22 protein-coding genes are annotated in these 22,896 nt (G+C 39.3%); 16 read left to right on the top strand and 6 right to left on the bottom strand.

Features of this window, described 5'->3' with window-relative positions; genetic code table 11:
* The first annotated feature begins 465 nt into the window (after nt 1-465).
* The 6 genes from BV455_RS19455 (at nt 466) to BV455_RS19430 (ending at nt 4,895) form a co-directional block, all read left to right on the top strand.
* Nucleotides 466-813: an ArsR/SmtB family transcription factor gene (locus tag BV455_RS19455; protein ID WP_017434553.1), complete on the top strand. Its 348-nt coding sequence runs from the start codon at nt 466-468 to the stop codon at nt 811-813.
* A gap of 27 nt (nt 814-840) precedes the next feature.
* Nucleotides 841-1,902, top strand: a complete 1,062-nt coding sequence (gene arsB / locus BV455_RS19450) for an ACR3 family arsenite efflux transporter (RefSeq protein WP_061579747.1) — start codon at nt 841-843, stop codon at nt 1,900-1,902.
* Between the two features lie 20 nt (nt 1,903-1,922).
* Entirely contained in the window at nt 1,923-2,345 is a 423-nt protein-coding gene (gene arsC / locus BV455_RS19445; RefSeq protein WP_061579746.1) for an arsenate reductase (thioredoxin), read from the top strand.
* A 161-nt stretch (nt 2,346-2,506) separates the two neighbouring features.
* Nucleotides 2,507-2,962: a MarR family winged helix-turn-helix transcriptional regulator gene (locus tag BV455_RS19440; protein WP_017437718.1), complete on the top strand. Its 456-nt coding sequence runs from the start codon at nt 2,507-2,509 to the stop codon at nt 2,960-2,962.
* Nucleotides 2,963-3,335: 373 nt separating this feature from the next.
* Nucleotides 3,336-4,130, top strand: coding sequence for an arsenite methyltransferase (locus BV455_RS19435; protein ID WP_042411255.1), 795 nt, complete (start codon nt 3,336-3,338; stop codon nt 4,128-4,130).
* 273 nt (nt 4,131-4,403) lie between these two features.
* The gene (locus tag BV455_RS19430) at nt 4,404-4,895 is read left to right on the top strand and encodes a GNAT family N-acetyltransferase (RefSeq protein WP_061579745.1); all 492 of its coding nucleotides are present in this window, start codon (nt 4,404-4,406) and stop codon (nt 4,893-4,895) included.
* A gap of 504 nt (nt 4,896-5,399) precedes the next feature.
* Here the strand turns inward: BV455_RS19430 and BV455_RS19425 are convergent.
* The 4 genes from BV455_RS19425 to speD all read right to left on the bottom strand — a co-directional run bounded on the left by BV455_RS19425 (nt 5,400) and on the right by speD (nt 9,691).
* Entirely contained in the window at nt 5,400-6,161 is a 762-nt protein-coding gene (locus tag BV455_RS19425) for a CsxC family protein (RefSeq protein ID WP_042411260.1), read from the bottom strand.
* Between the two features lie 138 nt (nt 6,162-6,299).
* The gene (locus BV455_RS19420) at nt 6,300-7,475 is read right to left on the bottom strand and encodes a BC_2427 family protein (protein ID WP_061579898.1); all 1,176 of its coding nucleotides are present in this window, start codon (nt 7,473-7,475) and stop codon (nt 6,300-6,302) included.
* An 821-nt stretch (nt 7,476-8,296) separates the two neighbouring features.
* The gene (locus BV455_RS19415; protein ID WP_223845275.1) at nt 8,297-9,148 is read right to left on the bottom strand and encodes a spermine/spermidine synthase domain-containing protein; all 852 of its coding nucleotides are present in this window, start codon (nt 9,146-9,148) and stop codon (nt 8,297-8,299) included.
* Nucleotides 9,149-9,295: 147 nt separating this feature from the next.
* The gene (gene speD, locus BV455_RS19410; protein ID WP_232620798.1) at nt 9,296-9,691 is read right to left on the bottom strand and encodes an adenosylmethionine decarboxylase; all 396 of its coding nucleotides are present in this window, start codon (nt 9,689-9,691) and stop codon (nt 9,296-9,298) included.
* A gap of 425 nt (nt 9,692-10,116) precedes the next feature.
* On the opposite strand from speD, the gene BV455_RS19405 reads away from it, so the two are divergent.
* Both BV455_RS19405 and BV455_RS21030 read left to right on the top strand, forming a co-directional pair.
* Entirely contained in the window at nt 10,117-10,854 is a 738-nt protein-coding gene (locus BV455_RS19405) for a hypothetical protein (RefSeq protein WP_061579897.1), read from the top strand.
* A gap of 459 nt (nt 10,855-11,313) precedes the next feature.
* Nucleotides 11,314-11,445 (top strand): IS3 family transposase, encoded by a 132-nt coding sequence (locus BV455_RS21030; protein ID WP_082791640.1) that lies wholly within the window; start codon nt 11,314-11,316, stop codon nt 11,443-11,445.
* Between the two features lie 309 nt (nt 11,446-11,754).
* On the opposite strand, the gene BV455_RS19395 is transcribed toward BV455_RS21030, so the two are convergent.
* Both BV455_RS19395 and pdxR read right to left on the bottom strand, forming a co-directional pair.
* Nucleotides 11,755-11,910 (bottom strand): YjcZ family sporulation protein, encoded by a 156-nt coding sequence (locus BV455_RS19395; RefSeq protein WP_017437171.1) that lies wholly within the window; start codon nt 11,908-11,910, stop codon nt 11,755-11,757.
* A 249-nt stretch (nt 11,911-12,159) separates the two neighbouring features.
* Nucleotides 12,160-13,611, bottom strand: a complete 1,452-nt coding sequence (gene pdxR / locus BV455_RS19390; protein ID WP_218687581.1) for a MocR-like pyridoxine biosynthesis transcription factor PdxR — start codon at nt 13,609-13,611, stop codon at nt 12,160-12,162.
* Nucleotides 13,612-13,841: 230 nt separating this feature from the next.
* Here pdxR and BV455_RS19385 point away from each other — a divergent pair, with 230 nt between their 5' ends.
* The 8 genes from BV455_RS19385 (at nt 13,842) to BV455_RS19355 (ending at nt 22,877) form a co-directional block, all read left to right on the top strand.
* The gene (locus BV455_RS19385; protein ID WP_061579752.1) at nt 13,842-14,462 is read left to right on the top strand and encodes a LysE/ArgO family amino acid transporter; all 621 of its coding nucleotides are present in this window, start codon (nt 13,842-13,844) and stop codon (nt 14,460-14,462) included.
* A gap of 252 nt (nt 14,463-14,714) precedes the next feature.
* A complete protein-coding gene (locus tag BV455_RS19380) occupies nt 14,715-15,854 on the top strand; it encodes an aminotransferase class V-fold PLP-dependent enzyme (RefSeq protein WP_218687580.1) in 1,140 nt (379 codons plus the stop codon).
* Between the two features lie 231 nt (nt 15,855-16,085).
* Entirely contained in the window at nt 16,086-16,214 is a 129-nt protein-coding gene (locus BV455_RS20730; RefSeq protein ID WP_280638363.1) for a hypothetical protein, read from the top strand.
* A 21-nt stretch (nt 16,215-16,235) separates the two neighbouring features.
* Nucleotides 16,236-17,102, top strand: a complete 867-nt coding sequence (locus BV455_RS19375; RefSeq protein ID WP_175244541.1) for a GNAT family N-acetyltransferase — start codon at nt 16,236-16,238, stop codon at nt 17,100-17,102.
* A 583-nt stretch (nt 17,103-17,685) separates the two neighbouring features.
* Nucleotides 17,686-18,672, top strand: coding sequence for a 2,3-diaminopropionate biosynthesis protein SbnA (gene sbnA, locus BV455_RS19370; RefSeq protein WP_153018003.1), 987 nt, complete (start codon nt 17,686-17,688; stop codon nt 18,670-18,672).
* Nucleotides 18,673-18,690: 18 nt separating this feature from the next.
* On the top strand, nt 18,691-19,746 hold the full coding sequence (gene sbnB / locus BV455_RS19365) for a 2,3-diaminopropionate biosynthesis protein SbnB (protein ID WP_042412108.1): 1,056 nt from the start codon (nt 18,691-18,693) through the stop codon (nt 19,744-19,746).
* Between the two features lie 41 nt (nt 19,747-19,787).
* Nucleotides 19,788-21,629, top strand: a complete 1,842-nt coding sequence (locus BV455_RS19360) for an IucA/IucC family protein (protein ID WP_218687579.1) — start codon at nt 19,788-19,790, stop codon at nt 21,627-21,629.
* 21 nt (nt 21,630-21,650) lie between these two features.
* The gene (locus BV455_RS19355) at nt 21,651-22,877 is read left to right on the top strand and encodes an MFS transporter (protein ID WP_218687578.1); all 1,227 of its coding nucleotides are present in this window, start codon (nt 21,651-21,653) and stop codon (nt 22,875-22,877) included.
* Nucleotides 22,878-22,896: the final 19 nt, after the last annotated feature.

Here is a 22,896-nt window from a genome sequence, read left to right as displayed (position 1 = left end):
TGCAAATATATTTCTAGCAACATTTAAACTGTTAAAGGGAGTGGTTAAAATCAAGAAGATAAGTTAGGTAGTAAATAGTTTATGCAACTGTGTAGTTACTATCTTATTTTGGATTATTGGCATGGCAGAGTGACATGATCTCATTCATTCTGAAGAATAACAAATAGAGACGGAGATAAGGAAAGTTTACTTCTATTTTTCACACTTTCGTCTGAATTGTAAAGATGATGTTAAAGTCGTTCTTTTCTCTTGTTTTATATAAGTATGTAGTTATATACTTATTAAGGTAAGAGTAAGTATGGTTATACTACCATATCTATGTCGTGAATATGGAAGATGTAAAATTATTTATTTAGCATGAGAGGAACAAAATGGCCAATAAAGGAATTGAAGAGTATCATATTTCATTTTTGTTTATATATAAGTAAATGATTATATAATCATACAATAATAGGAGGTGTTCCCATGCCAAAAACAGTAGTGGAAATAGAAAAAGCATCACACGTTTTAAAGTTGCTTGGTGATAAAACACGTTTAACGATCATGGCAATTTTAAAACAACGGGAGTGTTGTGTATGCGAGCTTCTTGAAGTGTTTGACATGAGTCAGCCCGCTATTAGTCAGCATCTTCGCAAGTTAAAAGATGCAGGATTAGTAAAAGAGGATAGGAGGGGACAGTGGATTTATTATTCCCTCAATCCACAAAATGAGTTATATGATTTCATCCAAGATATTCTGCAACACGTTCCAGATCAAACAGAGAATATTCGTAAGATTGAGGAGACCAATCCTACGCTCCGTTGCGGTTGTTAACCTACTAATTTAATTGGGAGGGAAAACATGAATAATATGGGGAAAAAACGTCTATCGTTCTTGGATCGATACCTAACGCTTTGGATTTTCCTTGCTATGGCAGTAGGAATTGGCTTAGGATTCGTCTTTCCGGGTTTTATAGACGTAATGAACAGTTTGCAGGTAGGAACGACATCGATTCCAATTGCAATTGGCTTAATTTTCATGATGTATCCTCCGTTAGCAAAAGTTCGCTACGAGGAGATGGGACGCGTCTTTAAAAATGTGAAAGTATTAGTGTTATCGCTCGTACAAAACTGGATGATTGGACCGATTCTTATGTTTGTGTTGGCGATCGTATTTGTGCCGGATAAACCAGAATACATGGTCGGACTCATCCTGATCGGTCTGGCACGTTGTATTGCTATGGTGATTGTCTGGAATGATTTAGCGAAAGGAGACAGGGAGTACGCAGCTGGGCTTGTGGCGTTTAACTCTGTGTTCCAAATGCTATTTTTCTCTGTTTATGCGTATGTGTTTGTGACGATCATTCCAGAATGGTTAGGACTAGAAGGTGCTGTCGTTCATATTACAATGATGGAAGTCGCTAAGTCGGTGTTCATTTACTTAGGAATTCCGTTTCTTGGCGGAATGTTGACGCGCTTTTTGTTGGTAAAAGCAAAGGGCAGACAATGGTATGAAAAAGTATTCATTCCAAAAATCAGTCCGATTACATTGATTTCTTTATTGTTTACGATTATCGTCATGTTCTCTTTAAAAGGAGATGTTATCGTAAGCTTGCCGTTAGATGTCGTGAGAGTCGCCATTCCATTGTTGATTTACTTTGTATTGATGTTTTTCGTTTCCTTCTTCTTAGGGAAGAAAATTGGGGCGAGCTACCCTGTAACCATCACGCTTGCCTTTACAGCCGGCAGCAATAACTTTGAGTTAGCGATTGCCGTAGCTGTTGGCGTGTTTGGGATCCATTCTGGCGCAGCATTTGCAGCTGTTATTGGACCACTGGTGGAAGTGCCTGTCATGATTGCGTTAGTCAACGTGGCACTATGGTTTCAACGAAAATACTTTAAAACAGAATCAGTATCATACTAACAACAGAGGTGGAATGAAACATGAAAAACAAAAAGATCATTTACTTCTTATGCACAGGAAACTCTTGCCGCAGCCAAATGGCAGAAGGATGGGCAAAAAAATATCTTGGCGACGAGTGGGAAGTGTACAGCGCTGGTATTGAAGCGCATGGATTAAATCCAAACGCAGTAAAAGTCATGAAAGAAGTAGGAATTGACATTTCCAACCAGACATCGGATATCATTGATCCGGAAATGTTAAATAAAGCGGATTTGGTAGTAACATTATGTGGTCATGCAGCGGACCATTGTCCAGTAACCCCGCCAAATGTGAAACGCGTACACTGGGGATTTGATGATCCGGCAAAGGCGGAAGGAACCGAGGAGGAAAAATTAGCGGTATTCCGTCGTGTTCGCGATGAAATCGGCGCGCGCATCAAAAAATTTGTTGAAACAGGCGAATAAGACTAAATGACAGCCGAGAAGATTCTTCTCGGCTGGTTTTATTTATAAATACTTCATACAAAACCAAAGACGAGGCATGTCGATAAAATTTTCTTTATTTTTTAAAACAAAAAATTGCAATTTGCAAATAATATGATATAAATAATTATAGAGGTGAAAAAATGGAAAACATTAGAGAGTTGTTTCAAGTGATGACACGTCGTTTCGGATTGTTGAATAAAAATTGCTGTTCTATTGATGCTGTAGATATTTCTCTTGTTCAAAGCCATATTCTTTATGAAATTGACAAAAGAGAGTCTCCTTCCATGCAACAAGTGGCTGAAGTATTGGGAATGGATATTACCACGTTCAGCAGACAGATTCAAAATTTAGTGAAAAAGGGATTAGTAAAAAAAACGCCACTCCCTGAAGATCGAAGGGTATATACGTTATCGTTAACCACCGAGGGAAAGTTTATAGCAACAACCATTGATCGAGAAATAAATCGATATTTAGAAGAAGTGTTTTCGCATATGACAGAATTTGAGAAAGAAACAGTGATTCGTTCGATTAAATTGTTGAATGAGTGCATGGCAAAATCGAGCGTATGTTGTAAACCGATAGGGATGGGCAAGTAAAAAAGCTTGCTCATAAAAAATAAACAAATAGTTGCGTTTTACAAATAAATGAATGGGGGGATGTATGTGGGGAGAGGTTTTGAAAAACTTCATGGTGATTACGACACCTTGCTATTTACTGTTATCTCATTCGTTATTCACTTTATTCAGGGATTCATTCCATAAGATGTATATCCGTTTTCAACGATATCCTATTTTGCAAATGTGGATGACCAAGGGTATGGCGTTAGTACCTGCATTAGGTACAAGTTTACTGGATTTAACAATTATTACACGGTCTTTTTAGAAAGAAGCTAGTAATCTTTGCGTTTATAGGTACTGTCATGACAATGGCAGCGTTATCATATTTTTTCATTTAAGGGAGTGATAACTTATGAATCATGTGAATAACGATCAAATACGGCAAAATGTCCGCAGCCGCTATAAGCAAATTGCGCTGCAGGAAGTAAATTCTAGAAGCTGTTGTTCAGACTCTTCCGGATGTGGTGGTACACCTAATGAGGCATCGGCAAAACTAGGATACTCGGATGAGGAATTATCTGCCGTGCCAGAAGGAGCTAATCTTGGACTTGGTTGCGGCAACCCGCTAGCAATTGCAGAATTGAACCCCGGAGATGTGGTGTTGGATCTTGGTTGTGGTGCCGGTTTCGATTGCTTTTTGGCTGCTCGGCAGGTCGGAGAAACCGGGCGCGTCATTGGTGTGGATATGACGCCAGAAATGATCAGCAAAGCACGCAACAATGCTGCCAAGGGTGGCTTTACCAACACCGAATTTCGGTTAGGAGAAATCGAATATTTACCGGTGGCAGATGATTCGGTCGATGTCATTATTTCCAATTGCGTCATTAATCTTTCTCCAGATAAGCCTCAAGTGTTCAAGGAAGCCTATCGTGTGCTGAAACCAGGAGGGCGCCTTGTCATTTCCGACGTTGTGGCGACGGCAGAACTTCCAGCGGAAATTAAAAACAATATGGATGACTTGTATTCGGGCTGCGTATCAGGAGCAGCCTCGATTAGAGAGTTAGAATCCTTGTTACAACAGAGTGGATTCACACAGATCACCATTGAACCAAAAGATGAATCGAGGGAGTTTATCAAAGATTGGGTGCCTGGAGCGAACGTCGCGGATTACATTGTTTCTGCGATCATTAAAGCAATGAAACCTTAAAAAATGTGGTGTAACAGATCGGAACTCGTTGGGGAAGAAAAAATAGTTGAGTAAGTCGTTTCCCACTCTTACAGATGATGATTGCAAAGGGAATAACATTGGGACCAGTCATGACGCTGATGATCAGCTCAGCAGGGGCAAGCTTACCGCAGAAAACATGATTATACAGTATCTTTAGAAAGAAGCTAGTCTTGGCATTTATAGGTTCTTTTATGACGATGGCGGCGTTATCGGGATTTTTTATTCTATAATCATAAGGAGTGATTGCGAATCATGATCATTCGTAGTTTCCGTAAAGAAGATTGGCTGCAAGTGAAGGAAATTTATGAGCAAGGAATTGCGACAGGACAAGCAACGTTTGAAACGACAGCACCATCGCTCGAAAAATGGAAATCGACCATTGTCGCAAATTTATGTTTAGTCGCTGAAGACGAAGAAGGCATTCAAGGCTGGTGTAAGATAAGTAAAGTATCAGATCGCTGTGTATATGAAGGAGTGGGAGAGGTAAGTGTGTATGTTCGAGACGTAAGTCGTGGAAAAGGAGTGGGGAAGCAACTTCTACAAGCCATAATCAAAGAATCCGAGGAAAAAGGATTTTGGACATTAACTGCGGGAATTTTCCCTGAAAACATACCAAGTTTGCGATTACATCAAAGTGTTGGATTTCGTAGAGTCGGCATACGACAACGTATAGGAAAGTTAAATGGAGTATGGCGGGATGTGGTATTGCTCGAACGCCGCAGTCAAATTGTCGGTATAGATTAATCGTTACTTTTATAAAATGACAAATTTTTAGGGGGGATATGTGTAGGCGCAACGTAGCCTAACAATCGGGAACAAATGGGATTGATAAATCCAAAATGTGGTTGGTTATTAAGCCCTGTAACAATAGTAATGCTTAGAGCTTTTCTAATACTATGAATAGTCCTCATTCAGTAAGATGGATGTTTACCTATACCTGATTGTTTCAACAAATACTTATTATGACGATGTAAAGTAGAGTTTAAGACACTTCCTATGATGATTATAAATCCATCGAAAAAGAAACAAGGAAGCATTCCTTCGATAGAATAACTCTGGAAAGGAGCTTCCTTGTCTCATGAATAGCTTAGTATGTCAACGCGAGCTGCATGGAACGCGTCCCTGTACAACGCTCTACTTCACAGGAGGTTTTGCTTTACCTTTTCAAAAATTTATTCCATGTGGTGATTTAGATCGTGCCAAAATCGAAATATGTCTAACCTTCCATCCCCCTTAGTGAAAGATTTGTTAGCAATCAACAGTACCTTCAGGGAGAGCAGGAGTTATTTGTGTAGCCTGAACTTGCATTTGTTGGACTTGTAATATTTTTAAAGTAAGGTCCATTACGATTTTTTCGCGTAACGTGCTAAATTGCCCTTTGATGTCTACATTAACTGGTGAAAAATCAAGTTCGTAGAAATTTGCAGCTACTAATTCGCCGTATGGTTGTTCATTATATTTGACGAGATTTTGGAAGAAATATTTATCTAAGCGAGGAGTTAAGTCGCTTTTCTCATTAAGGAAGAAAGCCTTGCTGTCTTCTGAAACACCTATAATTGGGAACGTGAGGAACTGATCAGCTGTAATTTCTGTAAAACCAGAGAACGCAACTTCCGCAATTCGATCTTGAAGTGCTCCATTACATGCACTGGAAGCATATTCAATATCTTTCCGAATGAATCCTGATACAAATAATTTAGCTCTTGTGACTCTAAAAAAGTCAGTTTCGCCAATACGCTCAAATCTAACAGGTACCAGTTTCACTTGTTCTAGAAATACATTCTTTGTCACTCTCTTAATTTCAGTTGCTGCTGGGCTAAGTGGAATGTCTGCTTCTACAACAACTTGAATGGTTTTTTCTGCTAGTACAACCGGAACTTTAAGAATTGGCGTAAGACCTGGTGTTTGGATAACCGGGGTATTTTCATTGGATAATGGAATTTGTTCTGTCGCTGTTACTGGACAAGCTGGGGTTGGTTGTCCGCACTTATTGCCAAATCCTCCACTCATAACTAATCCACTCCTTATATTTTTTGAGCTTTTCTCAAGCTCTACGTTAATACAATATTCAGCATTCATTTGAAAGTATAGGGTAATATAATAGTGATTTTTCTCATTTTTAAATTAGTAGATACGTTCGATTATCTTCTAGATCCCTTTGCCATCATAACTGACTCGAACTGGTTGTACTTGCAGTAAATGAATGATTAAATCCAATACAATTTTTTGGCATAATTGACGTAAATGAGTTACCGGGGCTTTTTGCATGGAACCCGTATTTCTATTGTAAACTGCGGTATACTCAATATTTTGATGTATATATCCTTCTATAAATAAATTTCCCTTTAATGCTGTACATATCCCATTATCCAATGATGGAGAAAATTGTGTAGGTACGAATTTGCAATTTGTCAGTACGACTTCTTTAGAGATTTCATTAACCTTCATAATCTCTTCTTCAAACACAACATCTTCTTCTAAACATATTTCAATTTCGTATTCCCCGACTACAACCGGAACTCTAATTTGTATGAAATCATGGGAATTACAGGATTGATTATCTGTTTCTTTTGTTTTTGTAAATAGTGAGTCATGTACGGGAATCACAACTGATTTATAATGATTTTTTTTGTTCTTCGTGCCATAAGTGCGGACCGTGTCAGTGAAAAATATCATTTCGTGAATTTTAGAGGAAATTAAACAACAATAAGGCTGTTCAGGATAATAAGTTGTTGTATGAAATAGTTTTGTGTCTAATTGAGGAGTTTGTCTATTGTTTGGATCAAGAAATTCAGCCGTATGTTGAACTGTACCGCCAAAGACAGGAGGATGAAGAAAATCGTCAATTTCTACAAAAGTGGAGAATGGACTTTTTATCGTCATAGAACGTATTTTTCCGTATTGATGAGATTCATCTGCATCATCAGCTCGATTGGGTTCATCAATATTCTCTCTGGCAAGCATATTATTCATTTCATCCGCAAAGCCAGATTCAGAAGTATGCACAGGTTCCAAAGCAGAATCAGTTTGAGGCTCAGCATTTGTGTTATCGGCATGGCCAGTCTGAAAAACATGCTTAATATCAGTGGAACCAGCCCTTTTAGAAACATGATTAGCTTCAGAATGGGGAATTTGCTCAACTGTATCAACATAGCTTGGTCCAGTATCTGATTCGTAAATAGCATGATTACCCTTTTCTGTCCTTTTTTTGTTTATACATTGATAACAGCGGGCTATAGATTTTTTTTGAACTCCTGAAGATTGAAAAGTGTTTATTTTTTTAGCACGTATTTGCTTCATTCTCCTATAGTCAATCCTTTTCATTACATTTCACTCCCAATCGGACTAATCGTTACTGTATTATTTATGCTTTATTTCAGTTTTTGTCCATGTATAACTCTGAAAATTTCAAAAACAAGGATTTACAATCAGCTTAAGCATTTATACCATTTAACTTGCTCATTCGCACAGCAGCAGAGGACCGTATCATATGAGAACGAAATAAATTTCAAGGGAAGAAGACGGATGATGGGGAAGAGGTGGCGTGTCGGAAGTCGATTTATACCGATTTCAAGGATTAGACAAATACAACAAAAATACAACAATAGCCGAAGTGGTTATTCATCGTAAAACAAAAAATATTAATAATATTCATTTTGTTATATCTTACTAAATATCCCAAAACCAAGCGCAAATTCAACCAAGCGCAAATTCTTTTGTATTATAAAAATAAAACTATGTTCTAAATAACCAATGAAATAAAAAATAAAAACTCCACTTAATAGAACCTATGTCATTGATAGCGCAATGACGTAAGAACAATCAACTTTACGAAGCTTATGAAGTCGAAGACAGAAATTGTATGTTTCAAAAACGTGATCAAGAGATTATATTGAAGATGCGTTATAGAACAAACCAAATAAAGCCATTAAAAGGAGTTATTTATATAGAACACAAATCTCATGAGAATCATCCACATCATTCTTAGTATTTAGGATTCATCGATTGGTGTTTCCGTTCTTCTATTTAACTATAAGAATTGGGCAACTTCGTTATGGAGTTGCCCATTTTTAGAAAAAAGTTGGCCAAAAGTATAATTTTTTGGGCCAACTCCTTTTTTAAATGGGAAATGACTTCTGTTTTACTCACAAGTATAAATTTTCCTTTTTAAATATCTTGTGCAATATGGAGTTTCTCTTTGAATTTACGATAGCGTGGTTTTTCTTTGCTAAAATTTTAGGAGGGAAATAGGACAATTTTTTTAGATTAGCAGGCAAAGTGCGGCACGGTACTTGAACGTACTTGTTCCCCCACGAGATGGATCTTTTTGCCCCTATATGGAAACCCCAATCTCCAAAAGAAGGAATAATAGTGTGATAGCTAAGCGTTTGAAACCCTGCGCTTTCAATTGTTCTTCCGATGCTCCAAAAGACAATTGGCGTATCTTCAGGGGAATTGGATTGACAAACAAACACTCCGTCATCAGCAAGCGAACGTTTTAGGAGGGAGTAAAATTCTGTTGTATAAAGATCGCTAATCGTTTGATCTGTCGGGTCAGGAAAATCAACGATAATGATATGATAAGGAGAGCGATTGGAAGCGAGAAAGTCTACGGCATCTTGAGGATGAACGGTTACTCGGGAATCATAGAGAGAATATTGATTAAGAGATGCTAAGCTTTTGACTTTTTTAGCAGCCTCTAATACTAACGGATCTAAATCAACAAGGTCAACATGTTTCACATCGCCGTATTTGAGAACTTCTCTTAACGCCAGACCGTCCCCACCGCCTAAAATAAGTACCCGTTCATGATTGGAAGCCAAAGTGAAGGCGGGGTGTACAAGTGCTTCATGGTAAATTCGTTCATCTAAGGAACTAAACTGCAATTGCTGATCTAAATACATTCTTAAATCGGTTGCTTCAATAATTTGGATGTTTTGAAACGCGCTTTTTTCTTTAAATAAGCTCCTATGCTTGACATTTAAAAGCTCTTGCAATCCGATGCGATCCCATTTGTCTCCGCGGCTGCTTTCGTTGCTGCTGTCTTCCCGCGGTGTTGGGGAAGTGGAAGAGAAATGTAACCGGCGGTCATATTCCGGAGAAAACCAGGGTTTTGTTTTTTGCTTTCTTGAGTTCATGGGAAGCTATCCTCCTTTCGAAGAATCAAAAGGCGTCATTTCCTTGCTCGAAATAAGTTGAAGTTGTGTCACTCCGCGGAAAAGGGAGTAAACCATCGCTCTTTTTGAAGAAAGTCCTTTTAACAGAGATTCAACTTGGTCCATAGGGTCTTGTTTCCCGCACGTATAAAAATCCAACGATGCATATCCTTCTTCAGGCCATGTATGAATGGATATATGCGAAGTGGATAAAATAAGCATTCCTGTTATTCCCTGTGGGTTAAATTGGTAAAAATACGAATACAAAACCTCCATGCCTGCATCTTGTGCCGTTTTTGTCAGCAATTGTTCTAAATGTGTCATGTTATTTAAAAGAGAGGAATCGCAATCAAATGCATCAATGATAATATGTTTTCCTTCCACATTCAAAGTACATCATTCCTTTCTATATTCCTGCTGTTTATCCTATGGGTTTTTTTGTGAAACGTTTGTATGATTGTCCTTAACTATTTATAAATGGTTAGCTGTTGAAAAAGTGGACACTCAAACATTGCAAAAGAGGATATGATGAGTAACGTTTTGATCAACTTTATCAAATCCATCTTGAAATACATAAAAACGGGTTTGTTCAATTTAAATCGCATAGATTTTTCATTATTGCGGAGAAAATATAAAAGTTAAAAGTACAGAGGCTTTCTCTGCATTCAACTTATCGACAAGCTGCAAATGAAGAGCTGTTAAAGCCAAAAAGCAATCGGTCTTAACAAAAAGAGCAAATAAACGGAGTTAGAGGTACAAAAGTATTTTACGTCGAATACAATTTATATAACAGGAGGTGAGCATATCATATGCAAAAACAATTATTCACAGCTTTTCTTTTATTTCCTTTATTGTTGTTAAGTTCCTGTTCGTCAGAAGAAATGGTACAACAAGAAGGAAGTCAAGTCAAAGAAGCGGCTGTTCAGAGCGGGAACATTGCTAATCAGAAAAAAGATACCCCACAGCAAAACACACCATCGCCAAAATATGACAAGGCTGTTACCGCTCCTGCTGACAAAACGCAAAATCCAACAGCAAAAGAAGACAACGTTACTGTCACTTCGAAGCAACCTGCACAATCCTCCATCGGTTCAAAACAGCTACAAGAATTCAAAAATACGACTAATCAACATCCGACCAATACAAAATCATCCGCCAATGAGCAGAAGCAAACGAACGCAGCACTCACTTACGACCAAGTGAAAAGCACTCTCCATAAAGGCATGAGCAAAGAGGAAGTGGAAGCGTTCCTAAAGGTTACAGGAGTGAAAATCGTTAGCGCGTTGGACGGGAAAACCATGTACCGATATGATATAGCCTTCCCCGACCATTATCAGTTTACCGCAACCTTAGCAGAGGATGGAACGCAATTAGATGATGTAGATATTGATGGGGTAAAAAAATATAAAGGGGTCATCGTCTTTGTGGAATATGATGAACAAGCCACTATAAAAGGCTATTCTATTTTCTATGTGGACGAAAAAACACAAAAAGTCCATGCCTACTATCATTACCCAACCTTTGAAAAAACGGATATTCTAGAATAATCTAAAAAACAACCAGTACAATGATAGGATCCCCTTATAGTAGACAGAAAAAAGAAAGGGATGTACTGTCTCTGCTATGGAAGGGGATATTTTTATGGGAAAAATCAGAAAAACTTATTAGATGTGGTGAAGAAATATTTGTTAGGAGGGATGGACGAATTGTGAAATCATGGATCCATTTCACATCTCTTCTTTCGTGTTACATAGATGGGTTACTCACTATAAAAACGAAGGAATTCAAGGATTAGAAGAGAAACGGGAAAGACAAAAGGTTTACATAAAGGTAGACCAAGAAAAAATCCTTTCACACCTGAACAAGCACGGGAACGTTTACGTGCGGAGAATGAATATTTAAAAAAGTTCAGTACACATCAAAAGACAATATCACATCTTACTTAAACAATACAATATAAAGGGCCAGTATGTCTAGAAAAGGGGATTTATTTAGATAATGCATGTATGGAAAACTTCTTCAGCCATTTCCAGTCAGAGTGTTTCCATCTGTGCTTTTTCCGCACGGCCGAAGAGGTGAAATATGCTGTACACAAATATATTCGTTTTTATAACCATCAACGTTTCCAAAAGAAATGAAATAACCTGAGTCCTTATGAATATAGGACTCAGGCTGCTTAAATGTGCTTTTTTATTCCTGTCTACTTGACAGGGGTCACTTCACTTTGAGTAGGCTCTTTTTGTTCATAAAAAATAAGAAGGAGAAGCAAGGCTCCTTCTTTTTAATTTGGCCTGCTAAATTCCGGTGTTTTTTAGACCACACAAAAAGAAAAAGATTGAAATAAATCAGTCTTTTTGTGTGTCTTGTTCAACCATGGCACTCGTAGTTCAACAATTAACGGGAGTGTAAGCATTTAGCAATTCTCCAATCCTCATAAGAAGGGGGAATTACCAGAATCCAAATCCTGGTCCATAACCACCGCAGCCATATCCATATCCTCTACCAAAGCCGCCGATCATACAGCCACAGCCAACAATGATTAACAAGATGAACAGGACGACGATTAATGCAAAGCCAGCACCTGCATATCCTCCAGCACTCATTTAATGACACCTCCATTTATTTGTCTTCAGTTTATAATATGGGACTTTTTATCAGTTTGACTGGGCTTACGTAATTTTCCGCAAATGCGGATGGTTTTTTATCATTGTTCATTTCCTCTAGGGTTTCTGACGGACAACAGGTGCAGCCTCTATCTAGGGCAATTTGGTAAACTTGTCTATACCTTTTTAGTAATGTCGCATACAGTACTAAAAGTGAATCCAAGTTTGGATTTTTTACGCGACAAAAGGTTATGAGATCAGCTGCCGAATCACTTTCGAAAGACGAAAGATCCCTTTGTTCAAGTCAGCTAAAGAAGCATAGGAATAAGAAAGTCGAAGGTACTGGGTCGCATGGTGATCATAGGCATTTCCCGGATTCAATAAAATTCCCCGCTCTAACGCCTTTTCAAAAAGTTCCCGTATAGAAAGCGAAGGCAATAAGCGTAACCATATATAAAAACCACCCTTGGGAACAGACCACGTCGCAATGTCGGCAAGATGCTTCTGCAATGAATCGATCATCACCTCTCTGCGAATCTTCAATTCTTTTCTGACCTCTTCCAGATGTTGATGATAGAGCCCGCTTGATAGCCATTCCGCAACAGCCCACTGAGACAAGGAACTGGATCCGTAATCGGTTTGCATTTTAATATCCGCCAATCGTTCAATGACAGGCTTCGGTCCGACTACCCAGCCGATTCGCAAACCTGGGCTCAATGTTTTCGATATGCTGCCCAGATATAGAACAAGCCCATTTTTGTCGAGGGCTTTCAAAGGTGGGGGAGGCGGCGAATCGAGCCAGAGTTCCCGATATACGTCATCTTCAATAATCGGCAGCCGCTCCTGTTCACATACGTCAATCAGTTCTCTTCGTCTTTCTTCGGACATTAAGATTCCGGTTGGATTATGGAAGGACGGGATCGTATAAAGCAACGAAGCATTTTGCCGCTTTTTTTGTTCCGTAATCATTTTTGTTTGAACCCCGTTTTCATCCAAAGGAAGTCCGAATAATCGCATCCCGGCAGATTGAAACACATGCAGGGAATACAGATACGATGGCTTTTCCAGAAAGATCGTAGACCCTTGCTGTAATAGACCTATTGAAATCAATTGCAATGCTTGCAAGGCACCTGACACAATTAAAATGGAAGACGGGGAAGCCTCGATCCCGATGGTTTTTAAATACCCGCTAAGTTGTTCCCTAAGAAAAAGCAACCCTTTCGGTTCTTCGTAGCCAAGTGAATCAATGCGGTCCGACAACCGGTTAAATACTTGTTTCATCATCTTACGTGGAAACAAATCAGGAGAAAGCTCCCCTGTTCCCAACCGGATGATATTTGGATCAAACTCTGCTTTGTTGATTTCCTGTATCGTATGCAAATTGGGGCGATGGATCCCTGCTTGCACATAGGAGTTCCAATCAGGGGGCGGGGTAGAGGTCATCAAGGACCACGTATTGTTAATCACCTTTGTACCGCTCCCGCTTTTCCCTTCCAGCAATCCTTCTGCGATCAATTCTTCCAAAGCCGCAACGATCGTGCTGCGATTCACTCCCAATGCTTGGGCTAATGTGCGTTGGGGAGGGATTTTCGTCCCTACGGTCCATTCTCCCATTTCAATCTTTTCTTTTATATATTCTTTGATCTGGATATAGAGGGGAGTTGGAGACGATTTGTCCGGTTTCCAATCTAATTCAATCATGAAAAATCTCTCCCGTGTAAAATGGATTGATATTTGAGTTTGGGATTTCTTGCTACATCGTCTGACTTGACTTCGACGATATAACCAAGCTGATTACATTTCTTTCTTTCCCAAAATTCTTGTTTCGATTATACAATTTGGTTGGTATAAAATCCATCCAATTGGTTGGAGACAATGATCGATATCCGAGTATAATTGTTTTCATACGACACGCAATAGGAGGGATTGGAATGGCAGAAGCCTTCATTCACGGATTTATTCTTTCGTTTGGGCTCATTCTTCCTCTTGGCGTCCAAAACGTTTTTGTCTTTAATCAAGGGGCCCTTCAGAAACGCTTTATCCATGCACTCCCGGTCGTTCTTACTGCTTCGCTGTGCGATACGCTTTTAATCACCCTTGCTGTTTTCGGGGTATCTCTGGTGATCCTAGGCTCGTTTTGGATCAAAACGATACTATTGAGTGTCGGAATAGTGTTTTTGCTATATATGGGGTGGAGTACCTGGAAAAGTGCCCCTGAAAATAGCAACAACGAAAATACAGCCAAAGAAAATTTTACTCCCCTCAAACAAATTGCGTTTTCGGCATCGGTCTCGCTGCTGAATCCTCATGCGATCATGGACACAGTAGGGGTGATCGGGACCAGTTCGCTTCAATACAATGGATCGGAAAAAATCGCTTTTGCACTTGCTTCCATTCTAGTTTCTTGGATCTGGTTCACGGGACTGGCTGTGGCAGGACGAATAACAGGGGAGCTGGATAAATCTGGACGCTTGATGATGGTCCTCAATAAGATTTCTGCGCTAGTGATGTGGGGAGCGGCGATTTATATTGGATTCACACTGGTGAAATAAAAGCCGGGGGTTCGGATGATCGCGTCGAAATGTGAAGGAATAGAGGTTTCATTCTTCTCCACCGGTGATACATTAGGGATGATTACTTTTTCAACTATCGGTAGTATGGTATAACGTAATTTTAAATGACTCTTGTAAAGTCATTTTAACGTAGTAATAACTAGAAGGGGATCAAGTGTTATTGTTGACTATAATAGGGGGGCCAAGCAACCAAGAGAAACTGTTTACTCGGATCGAAAGGGGGAACTAAGTTTGGATCATCCGTATACTAGTTACCGTTCCTTATTTCCTGTTTTAGCTTCTAAGATCCACCTTGCGAGCTGTTCACAAGGCGCAATATCAAAAACGGTTTCCGAAGCTATGGAAGAGTACCTGAATAGTTTACTGACGACGGGGGTTAATTGGAGTCAATCAATCCAAGAAGTCGAAAAAGCAAAAAAAGGTTTTGCGAAATTAATTGGTGCTGAACCTAATGAAATTGCTGTATTAGGGTCAGTCTCTGACATTTTTTCCACTATTGCCACCTCTCTTTCTTTTGAAAAAGGGAAAAATAGAATTGTTACGACAGACATGGACTTTCCAACCGTAGGTCATGTATGGCTTGCCCAGCGGAAGTTTGGTGCGAACGTGAGTTTTATCCCCTCACAGCAGGGGGTCATCCCTATAGAATATTACGAACGTTTTGTAACGTCTGATACGCTCATTACATCCATTTCCCATATTTGTTATTTCAATGGATTCAAACAAGATATTAAAGCTATTGCAGAAATTGTTCATCGTAAAGGTTCTCTTTTATTTGTTGATGCTTACCAATCAGCAGGACAGGTCCCCATTGATGTCAAGAAAATGGATATTGACATATTGGCGGCAGGAACTAGGAAATACATGTTAGGTATTCCGGGGATGGCCTTCTTATATATGAAAACCGAACTTGCAGAAAAATGGAAGCCGCGTGTAACAGGATGGTTTGGCCAGGCAAATCATTCGAAATTCGATATTCATCAACTAACACCAGCGCCTGGAGCACGTCGTTTTGAGACCGGGACACCATTTTTTATCAGCGCTTATGCAGCTACGGCCGCTATCCGTTTGCTTCTTGAAATAGGAGTGGAGAATATATCTTCTTATTTAAATGAATTAGCTCAATTCACATTAGATTATGGACAGGAAAAAGGATTACAAGTTGTCGGGCCTCTATCTGCTGATCAACGAGGCGCCATGACTGCTTTTTATGTAGAAGATGCCGGGCGGATAGAATCCATAATGAAAGAAAGAAATATTATTGTTTCTGCCAGAAACGATGTAATCCGAATCGCTCCTCATTTCTACAATACGAAGGATGAAATTCGGCAGGCAATTGAGGAGCTAACAAAGGTTCTTAATACTAAGTGACGGGTAGCTTAACAAGATGGACATTAGGGGAAACTGGCATGAACAAGGTACCAAAAAGAGTCGCAACTTTTCCAGTCTTCTATGTGTGGTTTAACATGTCCACCGATTCCTCTCCCACCTCTAAACAGAGTGTAGGTGGGAGAGGTTCATACGGACAAAAGAAAGATTTGCAAAAATCGATTCTTTCCTTTACAAATAGATGCAAATATTCCATTTAAGGGATACACTCCCATGTTTCCATTGATTTCTGCACTAATAAAGACAGCGTTTAACGTTGTCCTTGTCGGCGGTGCATACCGAATGGAAAGCTTTATAGCGGAGTTTTCTAACTTGCTTCTAATGAAGTTAAAGAAGAAGTAAATTAAAAGTTTCAAAAGGGGAATGGGCATGAAAGGAACGTCCGTTAACTTAGTAACATTTGGTTATGAAGATATTCCGGAATTGATATTGCTATCAGCATCAGTGGGATGGGATTATGATGAACATGAAATTCGAACAATGATGAAGTCAGGGAAAATATATGGGCATAAAAACGAAGAAGGGAAAGTTGTATCAAGTGCGGCTATAATCCCTTATGATACTTCTTTAGCTTCTATTGGAATGGTCATCGTTCATGAAGAATATAGGGGGATGGGGCTTGGAAAAATAGTTACCCGAGCTTGTATAAATACCGTTTCAAAAGATACTGCTATTATGCTTATTGCAACGGAACAAGGAAAACCTTTATATGAAAAAATGGGTTTCAGCGTCGTTGATTGTGTCCATAAATATCTTTGCGATCATTACATACCTGTTCGTTCAATCAATAAAATGGATATTGAAATCAATACCTTTAGCCAAGAAGATGTAACGCAAATGATAAAATTGGACGAGAAAGCTGTTGGAGCTAAAAGAAGTAAGTTTCTTGTTAATAGGATTGAACAAGCAAAAGAATGTTTAGTAGTGAAAGATAGTAACGGAACAATCATCGGTTATGGACTTTCCATCTTGGGACCTATCAACCTAATCTTAGGTCCAATTGTAGCTCCTAATTTCGAAATAGCTTCTTTGTTGATAGATGAATTGGCTCGCAATCACCAAGGAAGATTAAGAATTGATGTTCCGTCAGGACACGAAGAGTTTATGTTATTTTTGGAGCAACGCGGTTTTTATAAAGTAAGTCAACCTCCAATCATGATCATGAATGCAAAGCAATTACCTCGACGAAATGGGACATTATATGGAATCGCTGCACAGGTGTTTGGATGATTTTTATGTAGAATTGCGAATGATATCTCTGTGCAAACGCTGCTTCTGATCCGGGGTGGTGGATGGTTGACGAGTTTGGATTATTGTATTCTGAAGGAAAACTCGGAGGTATTGGTTAAATGTTTTGATGAAAAAAGAGAAGGCCTGTGCCGGCCTTCTCTTTTTGTGTGTTTATCCCCCCATCATGCGAGCCAAATAAAAACCCCAGACACCTAAAGAACGAAGACTACTTTAATAGGACAGCAAGCGATAAGAGGATAAAAAAGGTTAGTGTTGGATTCACTTCTATAACGGAACATAAACGTAATAGATATGATGATACCAACAACGAAAAAAGGGGCCACACTAGCCATAAAGTACCAAAAGGGAACCGGCAACCCATATTACACAAAGTCAATCGTTTGACAAGTACATTTTATGGTGATGAACCAAAAAATAATAAAAAAACCAAATTTTTTTAAATTATATATTGACAATGAAACTCATTTTCAATTAATATTTAAATACGATAATGATTATTTTTCTCAATTAGTGTTCAGCTATGAAAATAATAATCATTTTCTTTTATGCAGGAGGTGAAAAAATGTTACATAACGTAGCAGCAGAAATTGGACACAACATGTTAAGGCAATCTGTTATTGAATGTATAGGAAACACGCCGCTCGTTTCACTCAATCGTTTGTTTCCGCCAAAGGAGGTGCAAGTCTTTGCAAAATTAGAATACATGAATCCTGGTGGAAGTATGAAAGATCGCCCAGCCCGTTTCATTATTGAGCAAGGACTAAAAGCTGGAACCATTACTCCGGATACCCATATTGTGGAAAGTACGTCTGGTAATTTAGGAATTGCCTTAGCGATGGTGGCGAGAGTGTATAATTTACAGCTTACATGTGTGGTGGATCCCAAAATCTCCCCAGCAAATCTCAATATTTTAAAGCAGTTTGGTGCGAATGTTGTAATGGTTACTGAAAAGGATGAACATGGAGGCTATCTAAAAACACGCATTCAGAAAGTGAAGGAAATCATTCAGGAGAATCCTAAAACTTTGTGGATTAACCAATACGCAAATGAAAACAACTGGAGGGCTCACTACTATGGGGCTGGAAGTGAATTAGTAGACCAATTGCCCGATGGTATTGATTACTTTGTGGCGCCTGTGAGTACCACTGGAAGCATTATGGGGATTAGCAGGAGATTAAGGGAGAGATTTCCAAAATTGAAAGTGATTGCTGTAGATGCTGTCGGCTCGATTATTTTTAACGCGCCTCCAGCAAATCGAGAAATACCGGGAATAGGAGCAAGCCGCGTTCCTGAGATTTTGAATCGTGATGAAATAGACGATGTCATCTATGTAAATGATTATGAATCGGCAATTGGTTGTAGAAAACTTTTGCAAACAGAAGGGATTTTTGCAGGGGGATCTTCCGGTTCGGTTGTTGCTGCTATTGAAAAATTGATTCCTCATCTTCATCATACAAAACTGGTAACGATATTCCCGGATCGTGGAGACCGTTACTTAGATTTGGTTTATAACGATGAATGGCTATCTCGATTAAAGAAAAAGAATTGATTAGGGAGGATTGTGAAAATGTTAATACATAAAGAACAAAAACAGCCGTCTAATAAAAGCGTTCCCCAGCCTAGGCTACTCTATCTAAATAAAGAAGATATTGCTAGAGTCGGGGGAGATACATCCGATTTATATGTAAATGCCATTACTGATGTGCTATGCTTACACGCCCAAAAACAATTTGTCCAACCGTTAAAACCTTATTTACGCACAGAAGGAAAAGAAGGGCATATTGCTGATCGAATTATTGCAATGCCTGCATATATCGGCGGGGAACATCCTGTTTCTGGAATAAAATGGATTGGAAGCAAACATGATAATCCAACATTGCGAGGGCTTGAGCGGGCAAGCGGCTTAATCATTTTAAATGATCCGAGTACAAATTATCCAATAGCAGTGCTGGAAGCAAGCTTAATCAACAGTATGCGTACAGCAGCAGTGAGTGTTGTAGCAGCCAAACATCTTGCTAAGAAAGGGTTTAAAACAGTCGCAATCATTGGATGCGGCTTGATTGCACGTAAGCAAGTACAATCCATGCTTGAACAATTCCCGCAAATCACATCCATTTACCTTTATGATCTTTATCCAGCTGCAGCTATTAAGCTTGCAGAGGACATGAAAGAATTATTTCCTCATGTTTCATTTATCATTGAAAATTCTGCTGAAAAAGCGGTTAGACAAGGAGAAGTTATTATCCCGTGCACTGTTACTGATCAGCCATATATTCAATATGATTGGCTTCAAAAAGGAGCATTTATTAGCAATATTTCCATTATGGATGTTCAAAAGGAAGTGTTTTTAAAAGCAGATAAAGTTATTGTTGATGATTGGGAACAAGCAAACCGTGAAAAGAAAGTCATACATCAGCTCGTGCTTGAAGGTAAATTTTCAAAAGAGCAATTATATGCCGAGTTAGGAGATATTGTGATTGGAAAGAAAGTAGGGCGCGAGAATGATGAAGAAATCATTATTCTCAACCCGATGGGGATGGCGATAGAAGATATTGCGTGCGCGTACGCTATATATCAACGAGCAGTGAACATGCAAATTGGTACAACATTATCACTATATTAATTCAATGAACCGCATACAGAAAGGAGCAGATATTTGTACATATGCATCTCACCGAACGACAAGATGCTGTTACTAATGCCCGTGCATCTCGGCGAATATTAAAAGAGTTAATCGATGCTTTCCTGTTGGAAGATCTTTTTAGCTTTTCGACAAAAGGGAAAATAGTTGATATCTCTGAAAAAGAGTACTACTGCCATATCTCACTACAATCAGATGAGATGCTGTACGAAGTGCCATTAAATAAAGAAAAATCATTTGTTTTTACAGTGCGTCGCTCTGTTTTACAACCTTATCGTATGTCCCAGAATGAAGTATATCTTATTGACAAACCATCCAAACTCATGCAATCGATGGAGCCGCTGGATGTTATAAAAGCGCTAATGGATTTAGCATCTGATTTTCATCCTTATCCAACAGAAAAACTGGAACGTTTTTGTGAGGAGATATCAACGGCCATCCAACAAACCGCTTTAGCGATGGAAGCAAATGAATCTTTGCCAGAAAAGTATGATTTATCGTTGCTGCATACTGAACGAATTGCTTCTTTCAGAGATCGTCCATTTCACCCGACAGCCAAAGCAAAAATGGGATGGAATGCAGAGGAATACAGGAAATATAGCCCCGAATACAGCCGCGAAATTAAGCTGAAATGGGTTGCTCTTCATCGTGCGTATATCAGAAGTGGAACAAATGCCGATGAAGCGCTATTGTGGCAATTGCTTCAGGAAGAAGAGAAAAAAAGATTGAACGATGCGTTTGATAAGGCCGGCGTTTCTAAATCAGATTATATGGCTTTCCCTATTCATCCATGGCAGAAACAGCATGTTTTGTCCGACTTGTACCGTAACGAAATAGATCAAAAGATTTGTGTTCCACTTTCAGTAGAAACAGGGGGAATGGTTGCAACATCTTCGCTGCGGTCCCTTGCCCATCTAGAGCAAAGGCGTTTTCACCTAAAGCTTCCGATCGGGATATATTCCCTCGGAGCGTCGCGGCTTCTTCCCCCACGCTACTTTATAAATGGAGAAAAGGGGCAACAATTGCTTCAGAGGGTGAAAGAGAAAAACAAGGAAATAGATAAGCAACTATTTCTATGTAACGAGATACATTGGTGGACGTTTCGAAATAAGGGAAACGATTTGTTTTCTGATAAACCGGGACACTTGGCTTTTCAGATTCGAGAGTATCCGAAGGAATTAAACGATTCATCTGATATTTCACTGCTGCCCATGGCCGCTTTCGCCAATAACTACCTAAGAGGACATCGTCATCCATTTGCATTATGGTTAAACAAAAAAGGCAAAGATCTAACTAGTGAGAATATCCGTCTGCTATTCAGGGAATTATGTGAAGCATTTTTTCAATTATCTCTTCGTCTGCTTAGCTATGGAATTATGCCTGAGCTACATGGGCAGAACGTTGTGCTTATCTTAGACAAATACCGCTTAAAAGGATTTTTGTTAAGAGATCATGATACGGTAAGAATTTTCCCAAGATGGATGGAAACGAAGGGATTAAATGATCCAGAATATGTGATCCGAAAAGATACGCCAAATACACTGATTCATCAGTCACCAGAATCATTTCTTGCATACTTTCAAACTTTAGGAATTCAAGTGAACTTATATTCGATTGTCGATGCATTAAGTACTAGTTATGGGATAGATGAATTTGAATTTTGGCAAGAAGTAAAAGAGAGCTTTATTCAAACATTATGCGAAATCGATATCCCTGATGAACATCGGAGTATCATCCATGAACTTTTCTTTCAACGGAAAAGCTGGCCGGTCAAGAAAGTGCTTCATCCATTGCTAATGCGGAGAGGAAGTGGTGGAGGAAGTATGCCTTCAAGCATCGGAACCTTTCGAAATCCATTTCAATGACGATGGGGGTCTTTGTCAAACATGATAAAGGAGGAAATATGGAAAAAGAATTTTTATGTCTTATGGAGTGGACAGTTTATTTCCATAGCAGGTCTTACCGTTCTTGTTCCCTTGTTACCTTTCTATATGAAAGAACTGGGTGCGACTAGTATGCAATCCATTCAGTTTTGGAGCGGCTTAGCTCTTGCCGCTCCTGCTGTATCACTTGCTGTTATGTCTCCGATTTGGGGCAAATTAGGGGATCGCTTTAGGAGAAAATGGATGGTTGTGCGTGCGCTTGTCGGACTTTGTGTTTGTTTGCTGCTAATGGCGATTGCAACAAGTCCGCTTCAGTTTCTAGTTATTCGGGTGATGCAAGGTGCATTCGGCGGAATTGTTGATGCGTCCAGCGCTTTTGTAAGCATGGAGGCACCAAAAGATGAGCGCGGAAAAGCGTTAGGAAATTTACAGAGTGCTGAGGCAGCAGGAGCACTAGTCGGACCTTTACTAGGCGGAATATTGGTTGATTTATGGGGATTTCGGCCGCTGCTTTTGACCATGGGGATTCTTACGGGAATTAGTGCTCTTGTAGCTGCCTTTACCCTCACGGAACAATCAAAGAAAAACATCTTTAATGAAAAACTTAGAAAACAAACGCATTTTACGGTGTTGCAAACATTTCATATTCTTTTTAGCCATCAATGTACACGAGGATTTATTATGGCAGGATTTGCAGCAAAATTTGCTGTGTTTGGTCTTGTGACGGCATTTGCGCCGTATGTTGAAAATATTTCTCAGTCCCCTCACCTAGCAGCAACATGGATTGGATTCATACAAGCTGCCATGTGGGGAGCTACCTTTATAAGCTCGCCTTGGTGGGGAAAACAAAATGATAAACGATCTGTAGAAATCAATTATGTGATTGCAACGTTAGCATGTGGCGTAAGCATTATTTTGCAGGCATATACAGAAAGTATGATCAGTTTATTGTTGTTGAGAGTTTTCCAAGGACTTACTTTTAGTGCATTAATTCAATCGGTCGTATTTGTGGTTGTGCAATATTCTCACGGACAAAATCGAGGAGTTAGTATTGGGGCAACCAACAGCTTATTAGTGGCAGGACAAATTGCCGGTTCATTGAGCGGTTCTGCGATTGCCGGGATGTTTTCTCCAAGCATTGTATTTGTTGTTATGGGAGCGATATTGATTGTTAGTGCATTCTTTGTTCTTCCGCGGGTTGCTAAAAATGAAACATCCATCTATAGGTAAAAGTTAGAAGAGAGGAAGG

It is taken from the genome of Parageobacillus caldoxylosilyticus, from assembly GCF_019272935.1.
Taxonomy (GTDB): Bacteria; Bacillota; Bacilli; order Bacillales; family Anoxybacillaceae; genus Saccharococcus; species Saccharococcus caldoxylosilyticus.
The sequence above is the reverse complement of the archived record's forward strand: the minus strand, read 5'-3'. Positions and strand labels throughout refer to the sequence as shown.